Annotated in this window: 15 protein-coding genes; 6 read left to right on the top strand and 9 right to left on the bottom strand. The window is 53.8% G+C overall.

The features are described 5' to 3' along the window. Nucleotides 1–205: 205 nt before the first annotated feature. From asnB to nagB, 5 genes are all read right to left on the bottom strand, one after another. Nucleotides 206–1,870 carry an asparagine synthase B gene (gene asnB / locus M2422_RS08105; RefSeq protein ID WP_023310762.1) on the bottom strand — a complete coding sequence of 555 codons (1,665 nt, stop codon included), beginning with the start codon at nt 1,868–1,870 and terminating at the stop codon, nt 206–208. A gap of 249 nt (nt 1,871–2,119) precedes the next feature. Beyond that, nucleotides 2,120–2,872, bottom strand: coding sequence for a ribonucleotide monophosphatase NagD (gene nagD / locus M2422_RS08100; protein ID WP_023310763.1), 753 nt, complete (start codon nt 2,870–2,872; stop codon nt 2,120–2,122). A gap of 45 nt (nt 2,873–2,917) precedes the next feature. Further along, nucleotides 2,918–4,138, bottom strand: a complete 1,221-nt coding sequence (locus M2422_RS08095; protein ID WP_021242995.1) for an N-acetylglucosamine repressor — start codon at nt 4,136–4,138, stop codon at nt 2,918–2,920. Between the two features lie 8 nt (nt 4,139–4,146). Continuing rightward, a complete protein-coding gene (gene nagA / locus M2422_RS08090) occupies nt 4,147–5,295 on the bottom strand; it encodes an N-acetylglucosamine-6-phosphate deacetylase (RefSeq protein ID WP_064673647.1) in 1,149 nt (382 codons plus the stop codon). A 55-nt stretch (nt 5,296–5,350) separates the two neighbouring features. Continuing rightward, nucleotides 5,351–6,151: a glucosamine-6-phosphate deaminase gene (gene nagB, locus M2422_RS08085; protein ID WP_023310765.1), complete on the bottom strand. Its 801-nt coding sequence runs from the start codon at nt 6,149–6,151 to the stop codon at nt 5,351–5,353. A gap of 328 nt (nt 6,152–6,479) precedes the next feature. On the opposite strand from nagB, the gene nagE reads away from it, so the two are divergent. The 4 genes from nagE (at nt 6,480) to chiQ (ending at nt 12,566) form a co-directional block, all read left to right on the top strand. After that, nucleotides 6,480–8,501 (top strand): N-acetylglucosamine-specific PTS transporter subunit IIBC, encoded by a 2,022-nt coding sequence (gene nagE, locus M2422_RS08080; RefSeq protein ID WP_074399202.1) that lies wholly within the window; start codon nt 6,480–6,482, stop codon nt 8,499–8,501. A 179-nt stretch (nt 8,502–8,680) separates the two neighbouring features. After that, the gene (glnS, locus tag M2422_RS08075) at nt 8,681–10,348 is read left to right on the top strand and encodes a glutamine--tRNA ligase (RefSeq protein WP_029740147.1); all 1,668 of its coding nucleotides are present in this window, start codon (nt 8,681–8,683) and stop codon (nt 10,346–10,348) included. A gap of 446 nt (nt 10,349–10,794) precedes the next feature. After that, a complete protein-coding gene (chiP, locus tag M2422_RS08070) occupies nt 10,795–12,192 on the top strand; it encodes a chitoporin ChiP (protein ID WP_064673649.1) in 1,398 nt (465 codons plus the stop codon). A 47-nt stretch (nt 12,193–12,239) separates the two neighbouring features. Then, nucleotides 12,240–12,566: a ChiQ/YbfN family lipoprotein gene (gene chiQ / locus M2422_RS08065; protein ID WP_064673663.1), complete on the top strand. Its 327-nt coding sequence runs from the start codon at nt 12,240–12,242 to the stop codon at nt 12,564–12,566. An 88-nt stretch (nt 12,567–12,654) separates the two neighbouring features. Here chiQ and fur read toward each other — a convergent pair whose 3' ends face one another. The 4 genes from fur to ybfF all read right to left on the bottom strand — a co-directional run bounded on the left by fur (nt 12,655) and on the right by ybfF (nt 15,267). Continuing rightward, nucleotides 12,655–13,101, bottom strand: a complete 447-nt coding sequence (fur, locus tag M2422_RS08060; RefSeq protein WP_014169146.1) for a ferric iron uptake transcriptional regulator — start codon at nt 13,099–13,101, stop codon at nt 12,655–12,657. Between the two features lie 290 nt (nt 13,102–13,391). Continuing rightward, nucleotides 13,392–13,922, bottom strand: a complete 531-nt coding sequence (gene fldA / locus M2422_RS08055; protein ID WP_008501067.1) for a flavodoxin FldA — start codon at nt 13,920–13,922, stop codon at nt 13,392–13,394. A gap of 155 nt (nt 13,923–14,077) precedes the next feature. Beyond that, nucleotides 14,078–14,365, bottom strand: coding sequence for a LexA regulated protein (gene ybfE, locus M2422_RS08050; protein ID WP_028019455.1), 288 nt, complete (start codon nt 14,363–14,365; stop codon nt 14,078–14,080). Nucleotides 14,366–14,493: 128 nt separating this feature from the next. Further along, nucleotides 14,494–15,267, bottom strand: coding sequence for an esterase (ybfF, locus tag M2422_RS08045; protein ID WP_259140406.1), 774 nt, complete (start codon nt 15,265–15,267; stop codon nt 14,494–14,496). 183 nt (nt 15,268–15,450) lie between these two features. On the opposite strand from ybfF, the gene seqA reads away from it, so the two are divergent. Then, nucleotides 15,451–15,999: a replication initiation negative regulator SeqA gene (seqA, locus tag M2422_RS08040; protein WP_008501070.1), complete on the top strand. Its 549-nt coding sequence runs from the start codon at nt 15,451–15,453 to the stop codon at nt 15,997–15,999. A 24-nt stretch (nt 16,000–16,023) separates the two neighbouring features. After that, entirely contained in the window at nt 16,024–17,664 is a 1,641-nt protein-coding gene (gene pgm, locus M2422_RS08035; protein WP_032649535.1) for a phosphoglucomutase (alpha-D-glucose-1,6-bisphosphate-dependent), read from the top strand. Nucleotides 17,665–17,682: the final 18 nt, after the last annotated feature.

The raw sequence follows: 17,682 nt of genomic DNA, 5'->3' as shown, positions 1-17,682 counted from the left end.
TCGGCGTTGCGGGGCGCATTATGCGTATAGACCCTTGCAGCGTCAACACCTTTTTCAACGAAAATAGCCGGAATGTGACTGTTTGGTTAGGTTGCGAACAGCGTGGCCGAATATTCGGCAATTATTGGTTATTAATCAGATTTAGACGGTGAAATGTGAGGCAAAAAAATCAGGCCCCTGAGGGGCCCGATTGCAATCTGAGTGATTATTTGTAGGCTGACTGGTGAACGCCTACCGCGCGTCCTGACGGATCGTTCATGGATTTGAAAGATTCATCCCATTCAATCGCTTTGGCAGAAGAGCAGGCGACGGACGGGCCACCCGGTACGCACTCCGCGGCACTCGGTACCGGGAACAGCTCTTCAAAAATTTCACGATACAGATAGGCCTCTTTCGAGCCCGGCGTGTTGTACGGGAAGCGGAAGCTCGCGGTTTCCAGCTGTTGGTCAGAAACCTGTTTCGCCGCGACCTCTTTCAGGGTGTCGATCCAGCTATAACCTACGCCATCAGAGAACTGCTCTTTCTGACGCCATGCCACGCTCGCCGGCAGGTAGGATTCAAAACACTCACGCAGGATATGTTTTTCCATTTTGCCGTTGCCGCACATCTTGTCCTGCGGGTTGATGCGCATCGCCACGTCGAGGAATTTCTTATCCAGGAACGGCACGCGCGCTTCCACGCCCCAGGCCGACATCGCTTTGTTGGCACGCGCACAGTCGAACATGTGTAGCGCCTGCAGCTTACGCACGGTCTCTTCGTGCAGCTCTTTGGCGTTCGGTGCTTTGTGGAAGTACAGGTAGCCGCCAAACACTTCGTCAGAACCTTCACCGGAGAGCACCATCTTGATGCCCATCGCTTTGATCTTACGCGACATCAGGTACATCGGCGTTGAGGCGCGGATGGTGGTCACGTCATAGGTTTCAATGTGATAGATCACATCGCGGATCGCATCCAGACCTTCCTGCACGGTGAAGTGAATCTCATGGTGCACGGTGCCGAGGTGGTTCGCCACTTCCTGCGCGGCTTTCAGGTCAGGAGCCCCTTCCAGGCCAACGGCAAAAGAGTGCAGCTGTGGCCACCAGGCTTCTGAGCGCTCCTGATCTTCCACGCGACGGGCCGCGAATTTCTTGGTGATCGCGGAGATCACGGAGGAGTCCAGACCGCCGGAGAGCAGCACGCCGTAGGGCACGTCAGACATCAGGTGGCTTTTCACGGAGTCTTCAAGGGCCTGGCGCAGCTCGGCTTTGTCCGTGACGTTGTCTTTTACCGCATCATAGTCGAACCAGTCACGCTGGTAATAGGAGCGGATCTCGCCGTCTTTGCTCCACAGATAGCTGCCCGCCGGGAACTCTTTAATGGTGCGGCATACCGGCACCAGGGCTTTCATTTCAGAGGCCACGTAGAAGTTGCCGTGCTCATCGTGGCCCATATACAGCGGGATAATGCCGATATGGTCACGGCCAATCAGGTAAGCGTCTTTTTCGCTGTCGTACAGGGCGAAGGCGAACATGCCCTGCAGGTCGTCCAGGAACTCGGGCCCTTTCTCCTGATACAGCGCCAGGATCACTTCACAGTCAGAACCGGTCTGGAAAGCGTAGCGGTCGCCGTATTCGGCGCGCAGCGCCTGGTGGTTGTAGATCTCACCGTTGACAGCCAGCGCGTGCGTTTTTTTCTCGTTATACAGCGGCTGTGCACCGGCGTTGACGTCAACAATGGACAGACGTTCGTGAGCCAGAATCGCTTTATCACTGGCGTAAACGCCTGACCAGTCCGGACCGCGGTGACGCATCAGGCGGGACAGTTCGAGTGCCTTTTTACGCAGTTCGCCCGCGTCAGTTTTAATATCCAGTACGCCAAAAATTGAACACATAACCTTCTCCGTTAACCCTGTTGCTTTGTAATGTTGCTTGCTTATGAAAATGCCGCAAAGGGGCAGGGCGCGCAAGCGTTTTACGGGTGAAAACGGAAATAGTGCAATAGTGATTGCGGAATAGTGAAAAAAGAGCACGCCAGAAATTCTTTTATTGATGATTTTGCAATGAAACGTGCTTTTTGTTAGATGAGACTTTATTTTTGTAGGCCATAAATGAAAAACCACGCCCTGAGGCGTGGTTCGGTATCAGATGATGTCGATTTCATCGACGGAGGGGTAAATCCAGCTTGGCCGGAACGGCATCGAATCAATGTCATCAAGTTGAGAGACGCCGGAGAGGACCAGAATCGTCTCCAGACCCGCCTGGAATCCGGCCAGAATATCGGTGCGCAGGTTGTCGCCGACAATAACGGTTTCTTCAGAGTGGGCCTGCATCTTGTTGAGCGCGGCACGAATGATCCACGGGCTCGGTTTACCGACCACAAACGGCTGACGGCCTGAGATTTTTTCGATACCGGCGCACAGCGCGCCGCAGGCCGGATAAAAACCCCGGCCGTGCGTATCCGGGTTGGTCGCGATAAAGCGCGCGCCGCTGGCGACAAAGTATGCTGCCTTATGCATCATCTCCCAGTTAAAGGAGCGCGTTTCGCCGACAATCACAAAGTCCGGGTTCACGTCAGTGATGGTAAAGCCAGCTTTATACAGCTCGTGTATCAGCGCACCTTCACCCACCACGTAGGCTTTTTTTCCTTCCTGACGCTTCAGGAAATCCGCCGTGGCCATTGCCGAGGTATAAAACACGCTGTCCGGAACGTCGACGCCCGCCGTGGCAAAGCGGTTAGCCAGATCCTGACCGGTTTGGGAAGGGTAGTTCGTGAGCAGAACCAGAGGCATTCCTTTGTCGATGATGCGGTGAAGAAACTCCGCAGCACCCGGCACGGCAACGTTGTCGTGCATCAGCACGCCGTCGATATCACAAATTACATTCTTAATGGTCATGGACAGTCCGACATCAAAAAAAGAAGGCGTTACTATAAGGTCCGATCAACTTTCCAGCAAATGCTGCAGCAGAATTCCGTTGAGCATGGCGCGTTTGACCAGCGCGAACGCGCCAATCGCCGAGCGATGGTCAAGCTTTGAACGAACCACCGGGAGGTTCTGGCGGAATGCTTTCAGCGCCTGGGTGTTAATACAGCCTTCAATGGCGGGGAGCAGCACCTTTTCCGCCTCCACAATTTCACCGGCGATCACCACTTTCTGGGGGTTAAACAGGTTAATGGCGATGGCGATGGTTTTCCCCAGATGGCGGCCTACCTGCTCAATCACTTCACAGGCCAGCGCGTCGCCTTTATTGGCGGCTTTGCAGATGGTGCCTATCTTGCAATCGTCCAGCGTGACGCGGCTTTGGTAACCCTGTTCAAGGAGATGGCGAACGCGCTGCTCGATGGCCGTGTTGGCGGCAATCGTTTCAAGGCAGCCGAAGTTGCCGCAGTGGCAGCGCTCCCCGAGGGGTTCAACCTGAATGTGGCCGATCTCGCCGACGTTACCGTTGCGACCAATAAAAATACGGCCGTTAGAGATAATACCGGCGCCCGTTCCGCGGTGAACGCGCACCAGAATAGAGTCTTCACAGTCCTGGCTCGCACCAAAGTAGTGCTCTGCCAGCGCCAGAGAGCGAATGTCGTGGCCCACAAAGCAGGTCACCTTAAAACGCTTTTCCAGCGCGTCGACCAGCCCCCAGTTTTCAACCTGAATATGCGGCATATAGCGGATCACGCCGCTTTCCGGGTCGACCAGTCCGGGCAGAATCACGGAGATGGCAATGAGTTCACGGATCTTGCGCTGACAGCTTTCAATAAACTGCGCAATGGTATTCAGCAGCGCATGCTCCAGCGTCTCCTGGGTGCGCTCCGGAAGAGGGTAGTGCTCTTCCGCAATGGCTTTACTGCTCAGATCGTACAGCGTGAGCGTGGTGTCATGGCGGCCCAGACGGACGCCAATGGCCTGAAAATTGCGGGTTTCGGTAATAATGGAGATCGCGCGGCGGCCCCCGGTGGAGGCCTGCTGATCGACTTCTTTGATCAGACCGCGCTCAATGAGCTGGCGGGTAATTTTTGTCACGCTGGCGGGAGCAAGCTGGCTCTGTTCGGCTATCTGAATTCGCGAGATTGGTCCGTGCTGGTCAATCAGGCGGTATACCGCCGCACTGTTAAGTTGTTTAACGAGATCGACATTACCGATTTGAGCTTGTCCGCCAGGTGTCATACTTTTACTTACTCAGTGACGACCTCGTTACCATTAACGATGGTCTTAATAATTTTATAATCGTGTGTGAATGCCGTCAGGTTTGCAACCATACCTGGTGCAATTTCGCCGAGCTGTTTATCCACGCCCATTGCGCGCGCCGGATAAAGGGTGGCCATACGCAGGACTTCATCAAGCGCAATCCCGCAATGTTCAACCAGGTTACGCACCCCTTCAATCATGGTTAAAGAGGAACCGCTCAGCGTACCGTTTTCATCCACACACAGTCCATTGCGGTAGTATATTGTTTTACCGGCAAAAATGAACTGCTCAATATTTGCACCTGCCGGTGCGGTGGCATCCGTCACCAGACAAAGCTTGTCACCTTTCAGCCGCTTAGCGTTGCGAATGTTGGTGTAATCGACGTGTAAGCCGTCAGCAATAATGCCGCAGTAAACGTCTGGTTCATCCAGAATCGCCCCGACCAGACCCGGTTCACGGCCTGTGATATACGGCATAGCGTTGTAAAGGTGCGTTGCGAAAGTAATGCCCGCGCGGAAACCGGCTTTCGCTTCTTTCAGCGTCGCGTTTGAGTGGCCAGCTGAAACGATAATCCCGGCACCAGCCAGTTTGCTGATGACATCCGTACCCGTCATTTCAGGCGCCAGCGTCACTTTGGTGATCACATCGGCGTTCGCACACATGTAGTCAACCAGCTCCGCATCCGGTTTACGCACGTAATTCGGGTTATGCGTTCCTTTCTTGACCATATTCAGCCATGGCCCTTCAAGGTGCAGACCCAGCGCCTGGTTAGAGTGTTTGGCCAGGTATTCGCGCATCACGCGGATACCCTGCTTCATGAGGTCATCACTGCTGGTGATGAGCGTTGGCAAATAGCTGGTGCAGCCCGATTTCTCGTTGGCTTTCTGCATGATCTCCAGCGTTTCGACCGTCACCGCATCCGCAGTGTCATTGAATTGCACACCGCCGCAGCCGTTGAGCTGTACGTCGATGAAACCGGGGGAGATTACTGCTCCATTGAGTGAGCGCTGTTCAATCTCCGGCGGCAGTTCTGCCAGCGGGCAAACACGTTCAATCAGGCCATCAGCGATAACAATCGCATGGTCATCCAGAATTTCATGGCCGGTATAAATCCGACCGTGGGTTAAAGCGTACATAACGACCCCCGGTTAAAAAAAGCGGCCGCCTCTTGTTGAAGAGGCGGTTATTCAATTACAGACCTTTGATGTTCTCAGCTTCTAACTCGTTGAAGTATTTCAGCGTTTTTACCTTCAGCTCCATCGTGGACGGTTCGTCGCAGACGATGACGGATTTAGGATGCAGCTGCAGGCAGCTGATGGTCCACATATGGTTAACGTTGCCTTCAACGGCAGCCTGGAGCGCTTGCGCTTTCACGCCGCCCAGCACCAGAATCATCACTTCTTCGGCATCCAGCAGGGTGCCTACGCCTACGGTCAGGGCGTATTTTGGAACCTGGTTAACATCGCCGTCAAAGAAGCGGGAGTTTGCCACGCGCGTGTCATGGGTCAGCGTTTTAATACGGGTGCGGGAAGCCAGAGATGACGCCGGTTCGTTAAACGCGATATGACCATCATTACCTACACCACCCATGAACAGGTGGATCTTACCGTAAGAACGGATTTTTTCTTCATACTGACGGCATTCTGCGTCAATATCAGGCGCGTTTCCATTCAGCAGGTTAATATTTTCAGATGGAATATCAACGTGATCAAAGAAATTGCGGTGCATAAAGCTATGGTAGCTTTCCGGGTGGTCTTTCGGTAAGCCAACGTATTCATCCATATTGAAGGTCACAACATGTTTAAAGCTAACCTGGCCTGCTTTATGCATCTCAACCAGCGCCTTATAGGCGGTCAGCGGCGTGCCGCCTGTCGGAAGTCCAAGAACGAAAGGACGATCGGCGGTCGGTTTAAAGGCGTTAATACGGTTAACGATATGGCGAGCGGCCCATTTACCGACTTGTTCAGCAGTTGCCAGGGGAATCAGTCTCATTGTTCACCTCAAGAGTTTAAGTAGAAGAGTGGGCGGATGGCTATCGGGACCTGATACTTAAGCGTAACCTGGAAACTTTCAGGCCGGATCAATCCGCCTTGATTTTTTGAATGATAAAATAAGTTTTCGCTGTTAGCCAGTATAAGGGAGGGTGAATAACGATATTTGGTGACAAAAATCACAAAAAGTACGCGTTTAATTTGCGATACGAATTAATTTTTCACACACTCACAATGCCAGTGAAGCATCAACTGTATCTATAGTTCGTGACACAATAAAAAACAGAGCTGAGAACATGCCTTAAACGGGGTCTCATAGGGGGAAGAAAGTGAGTATTCTAGGTTATTTACAAAAGGTTGGCCGCGCGCTTATGGTGCCGGTCGCCACGCTGCCTGCCGCAGCCATCCTGATGGGTGTCGGCTACTGGATCGACCCCAACGGCTGGGGTAATACCAGCGCGCTGGCGGCGTTCTTTATCAAGTCAGGTTCCGCCATTATCGACAACATGTCCGTGTTGTTCGCGATTGGTGTGGCTTACGGTATGTCCAAAGACAAAGACGGTGCCGCTGCGCTGACCGGTTTTGTCGGTTTCCTCGTGTTAACCACCCTCTGCTCGCCTGCAGCGGTGGCCATGATCCAAAAAATTCCGGCGGACCAGGTTCCGGCGGCGTTCGGTAAGATCAGCAACCAGTTCGTCGGTATCCTTGTGGGTATCATCTCCGCCGAACTGTATAACCGCTTCAGCAGCGTAGAGCTGCCAAAAGCACTCTCCTTCTTTAGCGGTCGCCGCCTGGTTCCTATCCTGACCTCGTTTGTGATGATCGTTGTTGCGTTCATCATGATGTACGTCTGGCCGATGATCTTCGACGGTCTGGTGAACTTCGGTGAGCACATCCAGAAGCTGGGTTCTGTCGGTGCGGGCGTGTACGCGTTCTTCAACCGTCTGCTGATCCCGGTCGGTCTGCACCATGCGCTGAACTCCGTATTCTGGTTCGACGTTGCCGGTATTAACGATATCCCTAACTTCCTGGGTGGCGCACAATCCATCGAAGCAGGTAAAGCGGTTGTCGGTATCACCGGTCGTTACCAGGCGGGCTTCTTCCCGATCATGATGTTTGGTTTGCCGGGTGCTGCGCTGGCTATCTACCACTGCGCGCGTCCAGAGAACAAAGCGAAAGTGCTGGGTATCATGATGGCGGGGGCGTTCGCGGCCTTCTTCACCGGTATCACCGAGCCGCTGGAGTTCTCCTTCATGTTCGTGGCGCCGGTTCTGTATGTGATCCACGCCGTGCTGACCGGTATCTCCGTGTTCATCGCTGCCAGCATGCACTGGATTGCCGGTTTCGGCTTCAGCGCCGGTCTGGTGGATATGGTGCTGTCGTCCCGTAACCCGCTGGCGACCCACTGGTGGATGCTGATCCCGCAAGGTCTGGTGTTCTTCGCGATCTACTACATGGTGTTCCGTTTCACTATTACCAAATTCAACCTGATGACCCCGGGTCGTGAACTGGCCGTGGCCGGTAGCGAAGCGGATGGTCAGGATGTGAACGTGAGCGGTGCTCAGGATCAGGACGTTTCAGGCCTGGCGCGTCAGTACATCGCCGCTGTCGGCGGTTCTGACAACCTGACCGGTATCGACGCCTGTATCACTCGTCTGCGTCTGAACGTCAAAGACTCTTCCCTGGTGAACGAAGCGCTGGCTAAACGTCTGGGTGCTTCCGGTGTTATTCGCCTGAACAAAACCAGCGTGCAGATTATCGTTGGCTTCGTGGCAGAGAAAATTGCTAATGCCATGAAAACCACTGGTCCGGTAGCCGCAGCAGAAGCTTCTGCCGCACCTGCCGCCGCGGCAGCGGCTGCAAAACCGCAGGCGGTACCGAACGCCAAAACGGTAGCCGCGCTGGTTTCACCGGTAACAGGTGAAGTGGTTGCGATTGAGCAGGTGCCTGACGAAGCCTTCGCCAGCAAAGCGGTTGGTGACGGTGTGGCGGTGAAACCAACGGAAAAAACCGTTGTGTCTCCGGCGGCCGGTACCATCGTGAAAATCTTCAACACCAACCACGCGTTCTGCCTCGAAACCGAAAATGGCGCGGAGATCGTTGTCCATATGGGTATCGATACCGTTGCGCTGAACGGTCAGGGCTTTACTCGCCTGGTGGAAGAGGGCGCTGAAGTGGTGGCCGGGCAGCCGATTCTGGAAATGGATCTGGACTTCCTGAACGCCAACGCGCGCTCAATGATAAGCCCGGTCGTTTGCAGCAACATCGATGACTTCAGTGGCCTGGTCATTCAGGCGAAAGGTCAGGTTGTTGCGGGTCAAACACCGCTGTATGAGATTAAAGGCAAGTAATCGCTCCTGAGTAGAGTCATGCCTTAAGCGGCGGGGGATATCCTCCGCCGCTTTTTTTTGCAGCAAACGCCCCCATTATTTTCATCAGATACGTATTTTCCGTAACTAAGGGTTGTCACTACGTCCGGCTTATAAGATCATACGCCGTTATACGTTGTTTACGCTTTGAGGAATCCACGATGAGTGAGGCAGAAGCCCGCCCGAGTAACTTTATTCGTCAGATCATCGATGAAGATCTGGCCAGTGGTAAGCACACCACAGTTCATACCCGTTTCCCGCCGGAGCCGAACGGCTACCTGCATATCGGGCATGCGAAGTCCATCTGCCTGAACTTTGGCATTGCGCAAGACTACCAGGGACAGTGCAACCTGCGTTTCGATGACACCAACCCAGTAAAAGAAGACATCGAATACGTTGAGTCCATCAAGAATGACGTGCAATGGCTGGGCTTCAACTGGTCTGGCGATATCTGCTACTCCTCTGACTATTTTGATCAGCTGTACGCCTACGCGGTTGAACTGATCAACAAGGGTCTGGCGTATGTTGACGAACTGTCTGCTGATGAAATCCGTGAATATCGCGGTACGCTGACCGCCCCGGGCAAAAACAGCCCGTTCCGCGATCGCAGCGTGGAAGAGAACCTTGCGCTGTTTGAAAAAATGCGTGCCGGTGGCTTCGAAGAAGGCAAAGCGTGCCTGCGTGCCAAAATCGACATGGCGTCTCCGTTCATCGTGATGCGCGATCCGGTGCTGTACCGCATTAAGTTTGCGGAACACCATCAGACCGGCAACAAGTGGTGCATCTACCCGATGTACGACTTTACCCACTGCATTAGCGATGCGCTGGAAGGCATTACGCACTCCCTGTGTACGCTGGAGTTCCAGGACAACCGTCGTCTGTACGACTGGGTTCTGGACAACATCACCATTCCTGTACATCCGCGCCAGTACGAGTTCTCTCGTCTGAATCTGGAATACACCGTGATGTCCAAGCGTAAGCTGAACCTGCTGGTGACCGACAAGCACGTTGAAGGCTGGGATGACCCACGTATGCCAACCATCTCTGGTCTGCGCCGTCGTGGTTACACTGCCGCCTCTATTCGTGAGTTCTGCAAACGCATCGGCGTGACCAAGCAGGACAACACCATTGAGATGGCCTCCCTTGAATCCTGCATTCGCGAAGATCTCAACGAAAACGCCCCGCGCGCGATGGCCGTTATCGACCCGGTGAAACTGGTTATCGAAAACTATCCGCAGGGTGAAAGCGAGCTGGTCTCCATGCCTAATCATCCGAACAAACCGGAAATGGGTAGCCGTGACGTGCCGTTCAGCGGTGACATCTGGATTGACCGCGCTGACTTCCGCGAAGAAGCCAACAAGCAGTACAAGCGTCTGGTGCTGGGTAAAGAAGTGCGTCTGCGTAATGCCTACGTCATCAAAGCCGAGCGCGTAGAGAAAGATGCTGAAGGGAATATCACCACTATCTTCTGTTCTTATGACGCTGAAACGCTGAGCAAAGATCCGGCGGATGGCCGCAAGGTGAAAGGCGTGATTCACTGGGTGAGCGCTTCCCACGCGCTGCCGGTAGAAATTCGTCTGTACGATCGTCTGTTCAGCGTGCCTAACCCAGGTGCAGCGGAAGACTTCCTGGCGACCATCAACCCGGAATCTCTGGTGATCAAGCAGGGTTATGCGGAGCCTTCTCTGAAAGCCGCTGAAGCGGGCAAAGCGTTCCAGTTCGAACGTGAAGGTTACTTCTGCCTGGACAGCCGTTACAGCACGGCGGAAAAACCGGTATTCAACCGTACCGTAGGTCTGCGTGATACCTGGACGAAGATCGGCGAATAATATTGCTGGTCTGGTCAATGAGAGACAAACGCCGCACTATGCGGCGTTTTTTTATTTTACGATCAGGGTATTAAGCCAGGGCCTAAAAAGGCGTGATAAAAATATCAGGTCAATGAGGTGCTACTTATTTTTCAAAAAAAAGTTTGTATCATTGCGGAAATTAAAAAGGTTATAAAAAAGGAAAGAATTCTCACGTCTAGCCACTGAAATACCTGATAATTCCCCGCCATTCCTCGCCTCCTCACAAATGTTACAAAGCGCTACCAATTATGTGCACTTCGTCATAGTCCTGACTTTTGTCCGCTAAAAAGCATTGATAATTCGCGTCGCGAAAAATAACCTAAAGACGGTAGTTAATTCGAGGGTATTTAAAGCTACCCCTGACCATTTGGTCTTTTTTATTTACGCCGCTTCAGGCGTTTTAATTCGTCAAAGAGGAATAATCTATGCGTACGTTCAGTGGCAAACGTGGTGCGCTGGCGCTGGCTATTGCCGGTGTGACAGCAATGTCGGGTCTGGTGGTGACACCAGAGGCGAAAGCGGCGGGCTTCATCGATGATTCTACCCTCACGGGCGGTATTTATTACTGGCAGCGTGAACGTGACCGTAAAGACGTCACCGAAGACAAATACAAAACCAACCTTTCTCACTCCACCTGGAACGCCAACCTGGACTTCCAGTCAGGCTATGCCGCGGACATGTTTGGTCTGGATATTGCTGCGTTTACCGCGATTGAAATGGCGGAAAACGGCGACAGCGCCCACCCGAACGAAATTGCCTTCTCCTCCAGCAACAAAGCCTATAAAGAAGACTGGTCCGGGGATAAGAGCGGTATCAGCCTTTACAAAGCCGCTGCAAAATTTAAATACGGTCCGGTTTGGGCGCGCGGTGGTTATATTCAGCCAACTGGCCAGACTCTGTTAGCACCGCACTGGAGCTTTATGCCGGGTACCTATCAGGGTGCCGAAGCCGGGGCGAACTTTGACTACGGTGATGCGGGTGCGTTGAGCTTCTCCTATATGTGGACCAACGAGTACAAAGCACCGTGGCACATCGAAATGGACAAGTTCTACCAGAACGATAAAAAAACCAAAGTCGATTACCTGCACTCGCTGGGCGCGAAGTACGACTTCAAAAACGATCTGGTGCTGGAAGCGGCATTCGGTCAGGCACAGGGCTATGTCGATCAGTACTTTGCTAAGGCCAGCTATAAATTCGATGTCGCGGGTAGCCCGCTGAGCACCAGCTACCAGTTCTACGGTACGCGCGACAAAGTCAGCAACGGTGGCGTCAACGACATTTATGACGGCACCGCGTGGCTGCAGGCGTTAACCTTCGGCTACAAGGTCGGTCAGGTTGATTTGCGTCTGGAAGGCACATGGGTGAAGGCGGAAGGGCAGCAGGGCTACTTCCTGCAGCGTATGACCCCGACCTACGCCTCCTCCAACGGTCGTCTTGATATCTGGTGGGATAATCGCTCAGACTTCAACGCCGACGGCGAGAAAGCGGTCTTCTTCGGCGCAATGTATGACCTGAAAAACTGGAACCTGCCTGGCTGGGCGGTGGGCGCTTCTTACGCTTACGCCTGGGACGCAAAACCTGCCGATATGGCCACGCCGGACGCATACTACGATCCCAACTATCGCCTGAAAGAGTCTTCCTACAGCCTCGATGCTATCTATACCCTGCAGGATGGCCGTGCGAAAGGCACGATGTTCAAACTGCACTTCACCCAGTATGACAACCACTCCGATATCCCGAGCTATGCGGGCGGTTACGGCAACATCTTCCAGGATGAGCGTGACGTGAAATTCATGGTTATTGCCCCATTCACCATCTTCTGATGAACGCACCGGCGGGCTGAGTCCCGCCGGCATGGAGACTGCACATGATGAAAAAAATTGTAATCGTCGCGTTGCTGGCATCAGGGCTGGTGGCGTGTGCTCAGAATCAGGCGCCGAAAGAGGACTCCCGTCTGAAGGAGGCGTATAGCGCCTGCATAAATACTGCGGAAGGATCGCCGGAGAAAATTCAAGCCTGTCAGAGCGTGCTGAACGTGCTGAAGAAAGAGAAAGCGCATGAGCAGTTCGCGACGCAGGAAAACGTCCGCGTGATGGATTACCAGGCCTGTATTCAGGCGCGTAAAACCGGTAACGATCAGGAAGTGGCGAAGCGTTGCGATAAGATCTGGAACGAGATACGCAATAACAATAATTAAGTGCTTTACGCCCGGTAAGCGCAGCGCCACCGGGCTTTTTTAGGCAAAAAAAAGCCAGCCTTTCGGCTGGCTCAGAGTATGAATCTTATTATTTCGCGTCGTGCGCGTGATCGTCTTCGCGGCAGTCGCCTTCAGCGCAGTGACCGTAAAGGTACAGGCTGTGGTTCGTCAGGCGGATGCCATGACGCGCCGCGATTTCACGCTGGCGCGCTTCGATGGAATCATCGCTGAATTCAATGACCTTGCCGCAATCGAGGCAGATCAGGTGATCGTGGTGCTGCTGCTGGGTCAGTTCGAAAACGGATTTACCGCCTTCGAAATTATGACGGGTAACAATGCCCGCGTCATCAAACTGGTTCAGCACGCGATAGACGGTAGCCAGCCCAATCTCTTCACCCATGTCGATAAGACGTTTATAAAGGTCTTCCGCACTGACATGGTGATTGTCTGGACCCTGAAGCACTTCAAGGATTTTTAACCGAGGAAGCGTAACTTTCAGGCCAGCCTTCTTTAATGCGGTATTGTTGTCAGTCATGCGGAATCTGTCCTGTTGCTAAACGATTCACTTCTGTAGGAAGTGACAGAAAATGCACCCGGGATAATGCGTCTCATTATAGAACTGCCATGGCTAAATGAAAACTGCAAGTCTCAGGCAAAATATGCTTATAAAAACGTGGTATCACCAACAAACTTGCTCAATGGAAAACCACGTTTTATCAGGGAGACATTGTACAGGTCTGGGCGAAAAAGTTAAAAGATTGTAGCGATTAATTTAATCGGTTTGACCTGGAGCATGGGCGCAACCGCAGCTGCGCCGCGATAAAATCAGGCGTTCAGAATATCATCCAGGTGCAGTTCTTCACGGATCTGCTTCACCCACTTCTCAACGCGCTCTGCGGTCAGTTCTGGCTGACGATCTTCGTCGATGGCCAGGCCTACGAAATGATCGTCATCGGCCAGGCCTTTAGACGCTTCGAAGTGGTAACCGGCGGTCGGCCAGTGGCCTACGATAACCGCGCCGTTCGGCTCAATGATATCGCGGATGGTGCCCAGTGCGTCACAGAAGTATTCGGCGTAGTCTTCCTGATCGCCACAGCCAAACAGGGCGACCAGCTTACCGTTGAAGTCCACTTCTTCCAGCGTCGGGAAGAAATCATCCCAGTCGCACTGGGCTTCACCGTAGTACCAGGTTGGGATACCCAGCAGCAGAATGTCATAGCCTTCCAGATCTTCTTTGCTGCTCTTGGCGATGTCATGCACATCAGCAACGTCTTTACCGAGCTGTTTTTGAATGTTTTTTGCGATATTTTCGGTATTGCCGGTATCACTGCCAAAGAAAATGCCGATGATTGCCATGAGTAAAATAACCTCTTGAAACTTAATAGTATGGTGGCGCAATTCGGCCACGGATAAGGGCAATAATAGCAGAACTGGCAACCCTGCGGAAACAGCTATCGCGCAGGACTGCACTCTGTGCTACATGAAAAGGGTGAGAAAGGGGATTTTCAGACTTATGCCTGGCTGCGTAACGTCTCAAGCTGGACGAGCAACATCTCTTCAATGAGCTCGCTGCGGCTGATATTTCGCGCGTCAGCCAGCTCGTTCAGCGCGTCGACGGCGTCGGCGTTAAGCTTCAGTTCGACACGCTTAAGCCCACGATTTTTATCGCGTTTAAGCTGGTTGCGTTTATTGATACGCAGCTGTTCATCGCGCGAAAGCGGATTCGTCTTGGGTCGTCCCGGGCGACGCTCATTCGCGAACAGATCTAGTGTCGTACGGTCCGTTTGTTCTTTGGCCATGATTCTGAGACTTCGGGGGAAACACGCCGCCCTGCTAATGCCCGGGCGATAAGCGCGCCATCATACATCACCAAAAACGGCACGCCAACGACTGGAAGCCCGCAGCCTTCCAGTCGCTTTCTTTTTAATCAATTTGCAGTATCAGCGAGATAGCGGCGAATGGCGCGCAGTACGGCTTCCGGTTTTTCCGCATGCATCCAGTGCCCTGCACCGGCAATCACGTGGGCGCGAGCCTGCGGGAATTGGGCCAGCAGCGTGTCGCGGTACGCGTCGGTAACGTAAGGCGAGTTGCCGCCGCGAATAAAGAGAGTAGGGTGTGGCCAGGCGGGGACGGTTTCCCAGCCCACGATGTTGTTGTACTGGTCCCAGAGCACCGGCACGTTAAAACGCCATTGCCCGTCAACAAACGACTTCAGCAGGAACTGCACGACGCCTTCTTCATCAAGATGCTCACGCATGACGGCAGCCGTCTGTTGGCGCGTCGCGACACCCGCTTCTGTGACCGCATTGATGGCGGCAAAAATCTCGTCGTGACGGCGGACGTCATAATCCACGGGCGCGACGTCAATCACCACCAGGCCGCTAATACGGTCCGGGGCCAGTGCCGTCAGGGCCATCACCGCTTTGCCACCCATTGAATGCCCGATGAGGGTCACCTTTTGCAGGTCGTGGGCATCCAGCGTATCCAGCAGATCCTGCGCCATCGCCGCGTAGGTCATCTCGTCGGAACGCCCGGAAAGACCATGATTGCGCATATCGACCTGTAAAATATCGTGGTCGGTAACCAGATCGCGCGCCAGCACGCCCAGGTTATCCAGACTGCCAAAAAGCCCGTGAACCAGTACGATGGGAGAATTATTGTTCGGCGATTGTGCAGTTTGCGCTCGGGTATTCAATTTCATGGCAAAGTTCTTTTTTTACGTATGTCAGGTTAGGGTATCATGTTGACCATTCTGCCGCCCGGCTGCAAGGTTCCAGTTTAATCTGACTTTTGCGGCCAACCTGGTTTGACGCTATCCGCTGTTGGGATTTGACCTTATAATCCCAATGACTTGTATTCAGATAAGATATCGCACTGGATTAAGATGAAAACAATCGAAGTTGATGACGAACTCTATCAGTATATTGCCAGCCAGACGCGGCATATCGGGGAGAGCGCGTCCGACATTTTACGGCGCATGCTTAAAATTTCCGCCGCTTCACAGCCTGCTACCCCAGTCACCAAAGATGTCGTGTCTCAGCCGAGCGTTGTTGCACAAGCAAAACCTGCCGTGACGCCGGCAAAAGATAAAGTGCGCGCGATGCGCGAGCTGCTGCTCTCCGATGAATACGCGGAGCAGAAAAAGGCGGTTAACCGCTTTATGCTGGTGCTGTCTACACTTTACTCACTGGATAACAAAGCGTTTGCTGAAGCGACCGAGTCGCTTCACGGCCGTACTCGCGTCTATTTCGCGGGCGACGAGCAGACGCTGCTGCAAAATGGCAATCAAACCAAACCCAAACATGTTCCTGGCACCCCGTACTGGGTGATCACCAATACCAATACGGGCCGCAAGTGCAGCATGATTGAACACATCATGCAGTCCATGCAGTTCCCGGCGGAATTGATTGAAAAGGTTTGCGGTACAATTTAACCCTTGCATCAGAAGGACCCGGTAATGGCAAATCACAGCCGTGCAGGCCAACCTGCACAACAAAGCGATTTGATTAACGTCGCTCAGCTGACCGCGCAGTATTACGTGCTGAAACCGGTCGTGGGCAACGCAGAACACGCAGTGAAGTTTGGTACATCTGGTCACCGCGGCAGCGCGGCGCGCCACAGCTTTAACGAACCGCATATTCTGGCCATTGCTCAGGCCATTGCGGAAGAGCGCGCTAAAAACGGCGTTACCGGTCCGTGCTACGTGGGGAAAGATACCCATGCCCTGTCTGAACCGGCGTTCATCTCTGTGGTGGAAGTGCTGGCGGCAAACGGCGTCGACGTGATTGTTCAGGAGAACAATGGCTTCACCCCAACGCCTGCGGTCTCTAACGCCATCCTGGTGCACAACAAAAAAGGTGGCGCGCTGGCGGACGGTATCGTTATCACGCCATCCCACAACCCGCCGGAAGACGGTGGTATCAAATACAACCCGCCTAACGGTGGCCCGGCCGACACTAACGTCACCAAAGTGGTGGAAGATCGTGCGAACGCGCTGCTGGCTGACGGTCTGAAAGGCGTGAAGCGCATTTCTCTGGATGCTGCCATGGCGTCCGGTCATGTGAAAGAGCAGGATCTGGTTCAGCCGTTCGTGGAAGGGCTGGCGGATATCGTCGATATGGCGGCCATCCAGAAAGCCGGCCTGAAGCTGGGCGTGGATCCGCTGGGCGGCTCCGGTATCGAATACTGGAAACGTATCGCCGAGCACTACAAGCTGGATCTGACCATCGTGAACGATCACGTCGATCAGACCTTCCGCTTTATGCACCTGGACAAAGACGGCGCGATCCGCATGGACTGCTCCTCCGAGTGCGCGATGGCGGGCCTGCTGGCGCTGCGTGATAAATTCGATCTGGCGTTTGCTAACGACCCGGATTATGACCGTCACGGTATCGTCACCCCTGCCGGGCTGATGAACCCGAACCACTATCTGGCTGTTGCAATTAACTATCTGTTCCAGCACCGCCCGCAGTGGGGCAAAGAGGTGGCCGTCGGTAAAACGCTGGTTTCCTCTGCGATGATTGACCGCGTGGTCGAGGCGCTGGGCCGCAAGCTGGTGGAAGTGCCGGTCGGCTTCAAATGGTTCGTTGACGGTCTGCACGACGGCAGCTTCGGCTTCGGCGGTGAAGAGAGCGCGGGCGCATCTTTCCTGCGTTTCGACGGCACGCCATGGTCAACCGATAAAGACGGCATCATCATGTGCCTGCTGGCGGCGGAGATCACCGCGGTCACCGGTAAGAACCCGCAGGAACACTACAACGACCTGGCGGCACGCTTTGGTGCACCAAGCTATAACCGTATTCAGGCGAGCGCGACGTCAGCCCAGAAAGCGGCCCTGTCCAAGCTCTCACCGGAGATGGTCAGCGCAAGCACCCTGGCGGGCGATCCGATCACCGCGCGTCTGACGGCTGCACCGGGCAACGGCGCATCCATTGGTGGTCTGAAAGTGATGACTGAGAACGGCTGGTTCGCCGCGCGTCCGTCCGGTACGGAAGATGCGTACAAAATCTATTGCGAAAGCTTCCTCGGCGCTGAGCACCGTCAGCAGATTGAGAAAGAAGCGGTAGAGATTGTCAGCGAAGTGCTGAAAAACGCGTAAGTGCGGTATGGGTGCGGG

Origin of the sequence: Enterobacter sp. SLBN-59, assembly GCF_024807915.1 — a bacterium.
Classification (GTDB): Bacteria; Pseudomonadota; Gammaproteobacteria; order Enterobacterales; family Enterobacteriaceae; genus Enterobacter; species Enterobacter asburiae_B.
The sequence above is the reverse complement of the archived record's forward strand: the minus strand, read 5'-3'. Positions and strand labels throughout refer to the sequence as shown.

Excerpts from the sequence above, each read along its gene's own strand:
- fur (WP_014169146.1), bottom strand. The coding sequence starts at position 13,101 with ATGACTGACAACAATACCGCATTAAAGAAGGCTGGCCTGAAAGTTACG.
- seqA (WP_008501070.1), top strand. The coding sequence starts at position 15,451 with ATGAAAACAATCGAAGTTGATGACGAACTCTATCAGTATATTGCCAGC.
- asnB (WP_023310762.1), bottom strand. The coding sequence starts at position 1,870 with ATGTGTTCAATTTTTGGCGTACTGGATATTAAAACTGACGCGGGCGAA.
- ybfE (WP_028019455.1), bottom strand. The coding sequence starts at position 14,365 with ATGGCCAAAGAACAAACGGACCGTACGACACTAGATCTGTTCGCGAAT.
- pgm (WP_032649535.1), top strand. The coding sequence starts at position 16,024 with ATGGCAAATCACAGCCGTGCAGGCCAACCTGCACAACAAAGCGATTTG.
- fldA (WP_008501067.1), bottom strand. The coding sequence starts at position 13,922 with ATGGCAATCATCGGCATTTTCTTTGGCAGTGATACCGGCAATACCGAA.
- chiP (WP_064673649.1), top strand. The coding sequence starts at position 10,795 with ATGCGTACGTTCAGTGGCAAACGTGGTGCGCTGGCGCTGGCTATTGCC.
- ybfF (WP_259140406.1), bottom strand. The coding sequence starts at position 15,267 with ATGAAATTGAATACCCGAGCGCAAACTGCACAATCGCCGAACAATAAT.
- glnS (WP_029740147.1), top strand. The coding sequence starts at position 8,681 with ATGAGTGAGGCAGAAGCCCGCCCGAGTAACTTTATTCGTCAGATCATC.
- nagA (WP_064673647.1), bottom strand. The coding sequence starts at position 5,295 with ATGTACGCTTTAACCCACGGTCGGATTTATACCGGCCATGAAATTCTG.
- nagB (WP_023310765.1), bottom strand. The coding sequence starts at position 6,151 with ATGAGACTGATTCCCCTGGCAACTGCTGAACAAGTCGGTAAATGGGCC.
- nagD (WP_023310763.1), bottom strand. The coding sequence starts at position 2,872 with ATGACCATTAAGAATGTAATTTGTGATATCGACGGCGTGCTGATGCAC.
- chiQ (WP_064673663.1), top strand. The coding sequence starts at position 12,240 with ATGAAAAAAATTGTAATCGTCGCGTTGCTGGCATCAGGGCTGGTGGCG.
- M2422_RS08095 (WP_021242995.1), bottom strand. The coding sequence starts at position 4,138 with ATGACACCTGGCGGACAAGCTCAAATCGGTAATGTCGATCTCGTTAAA.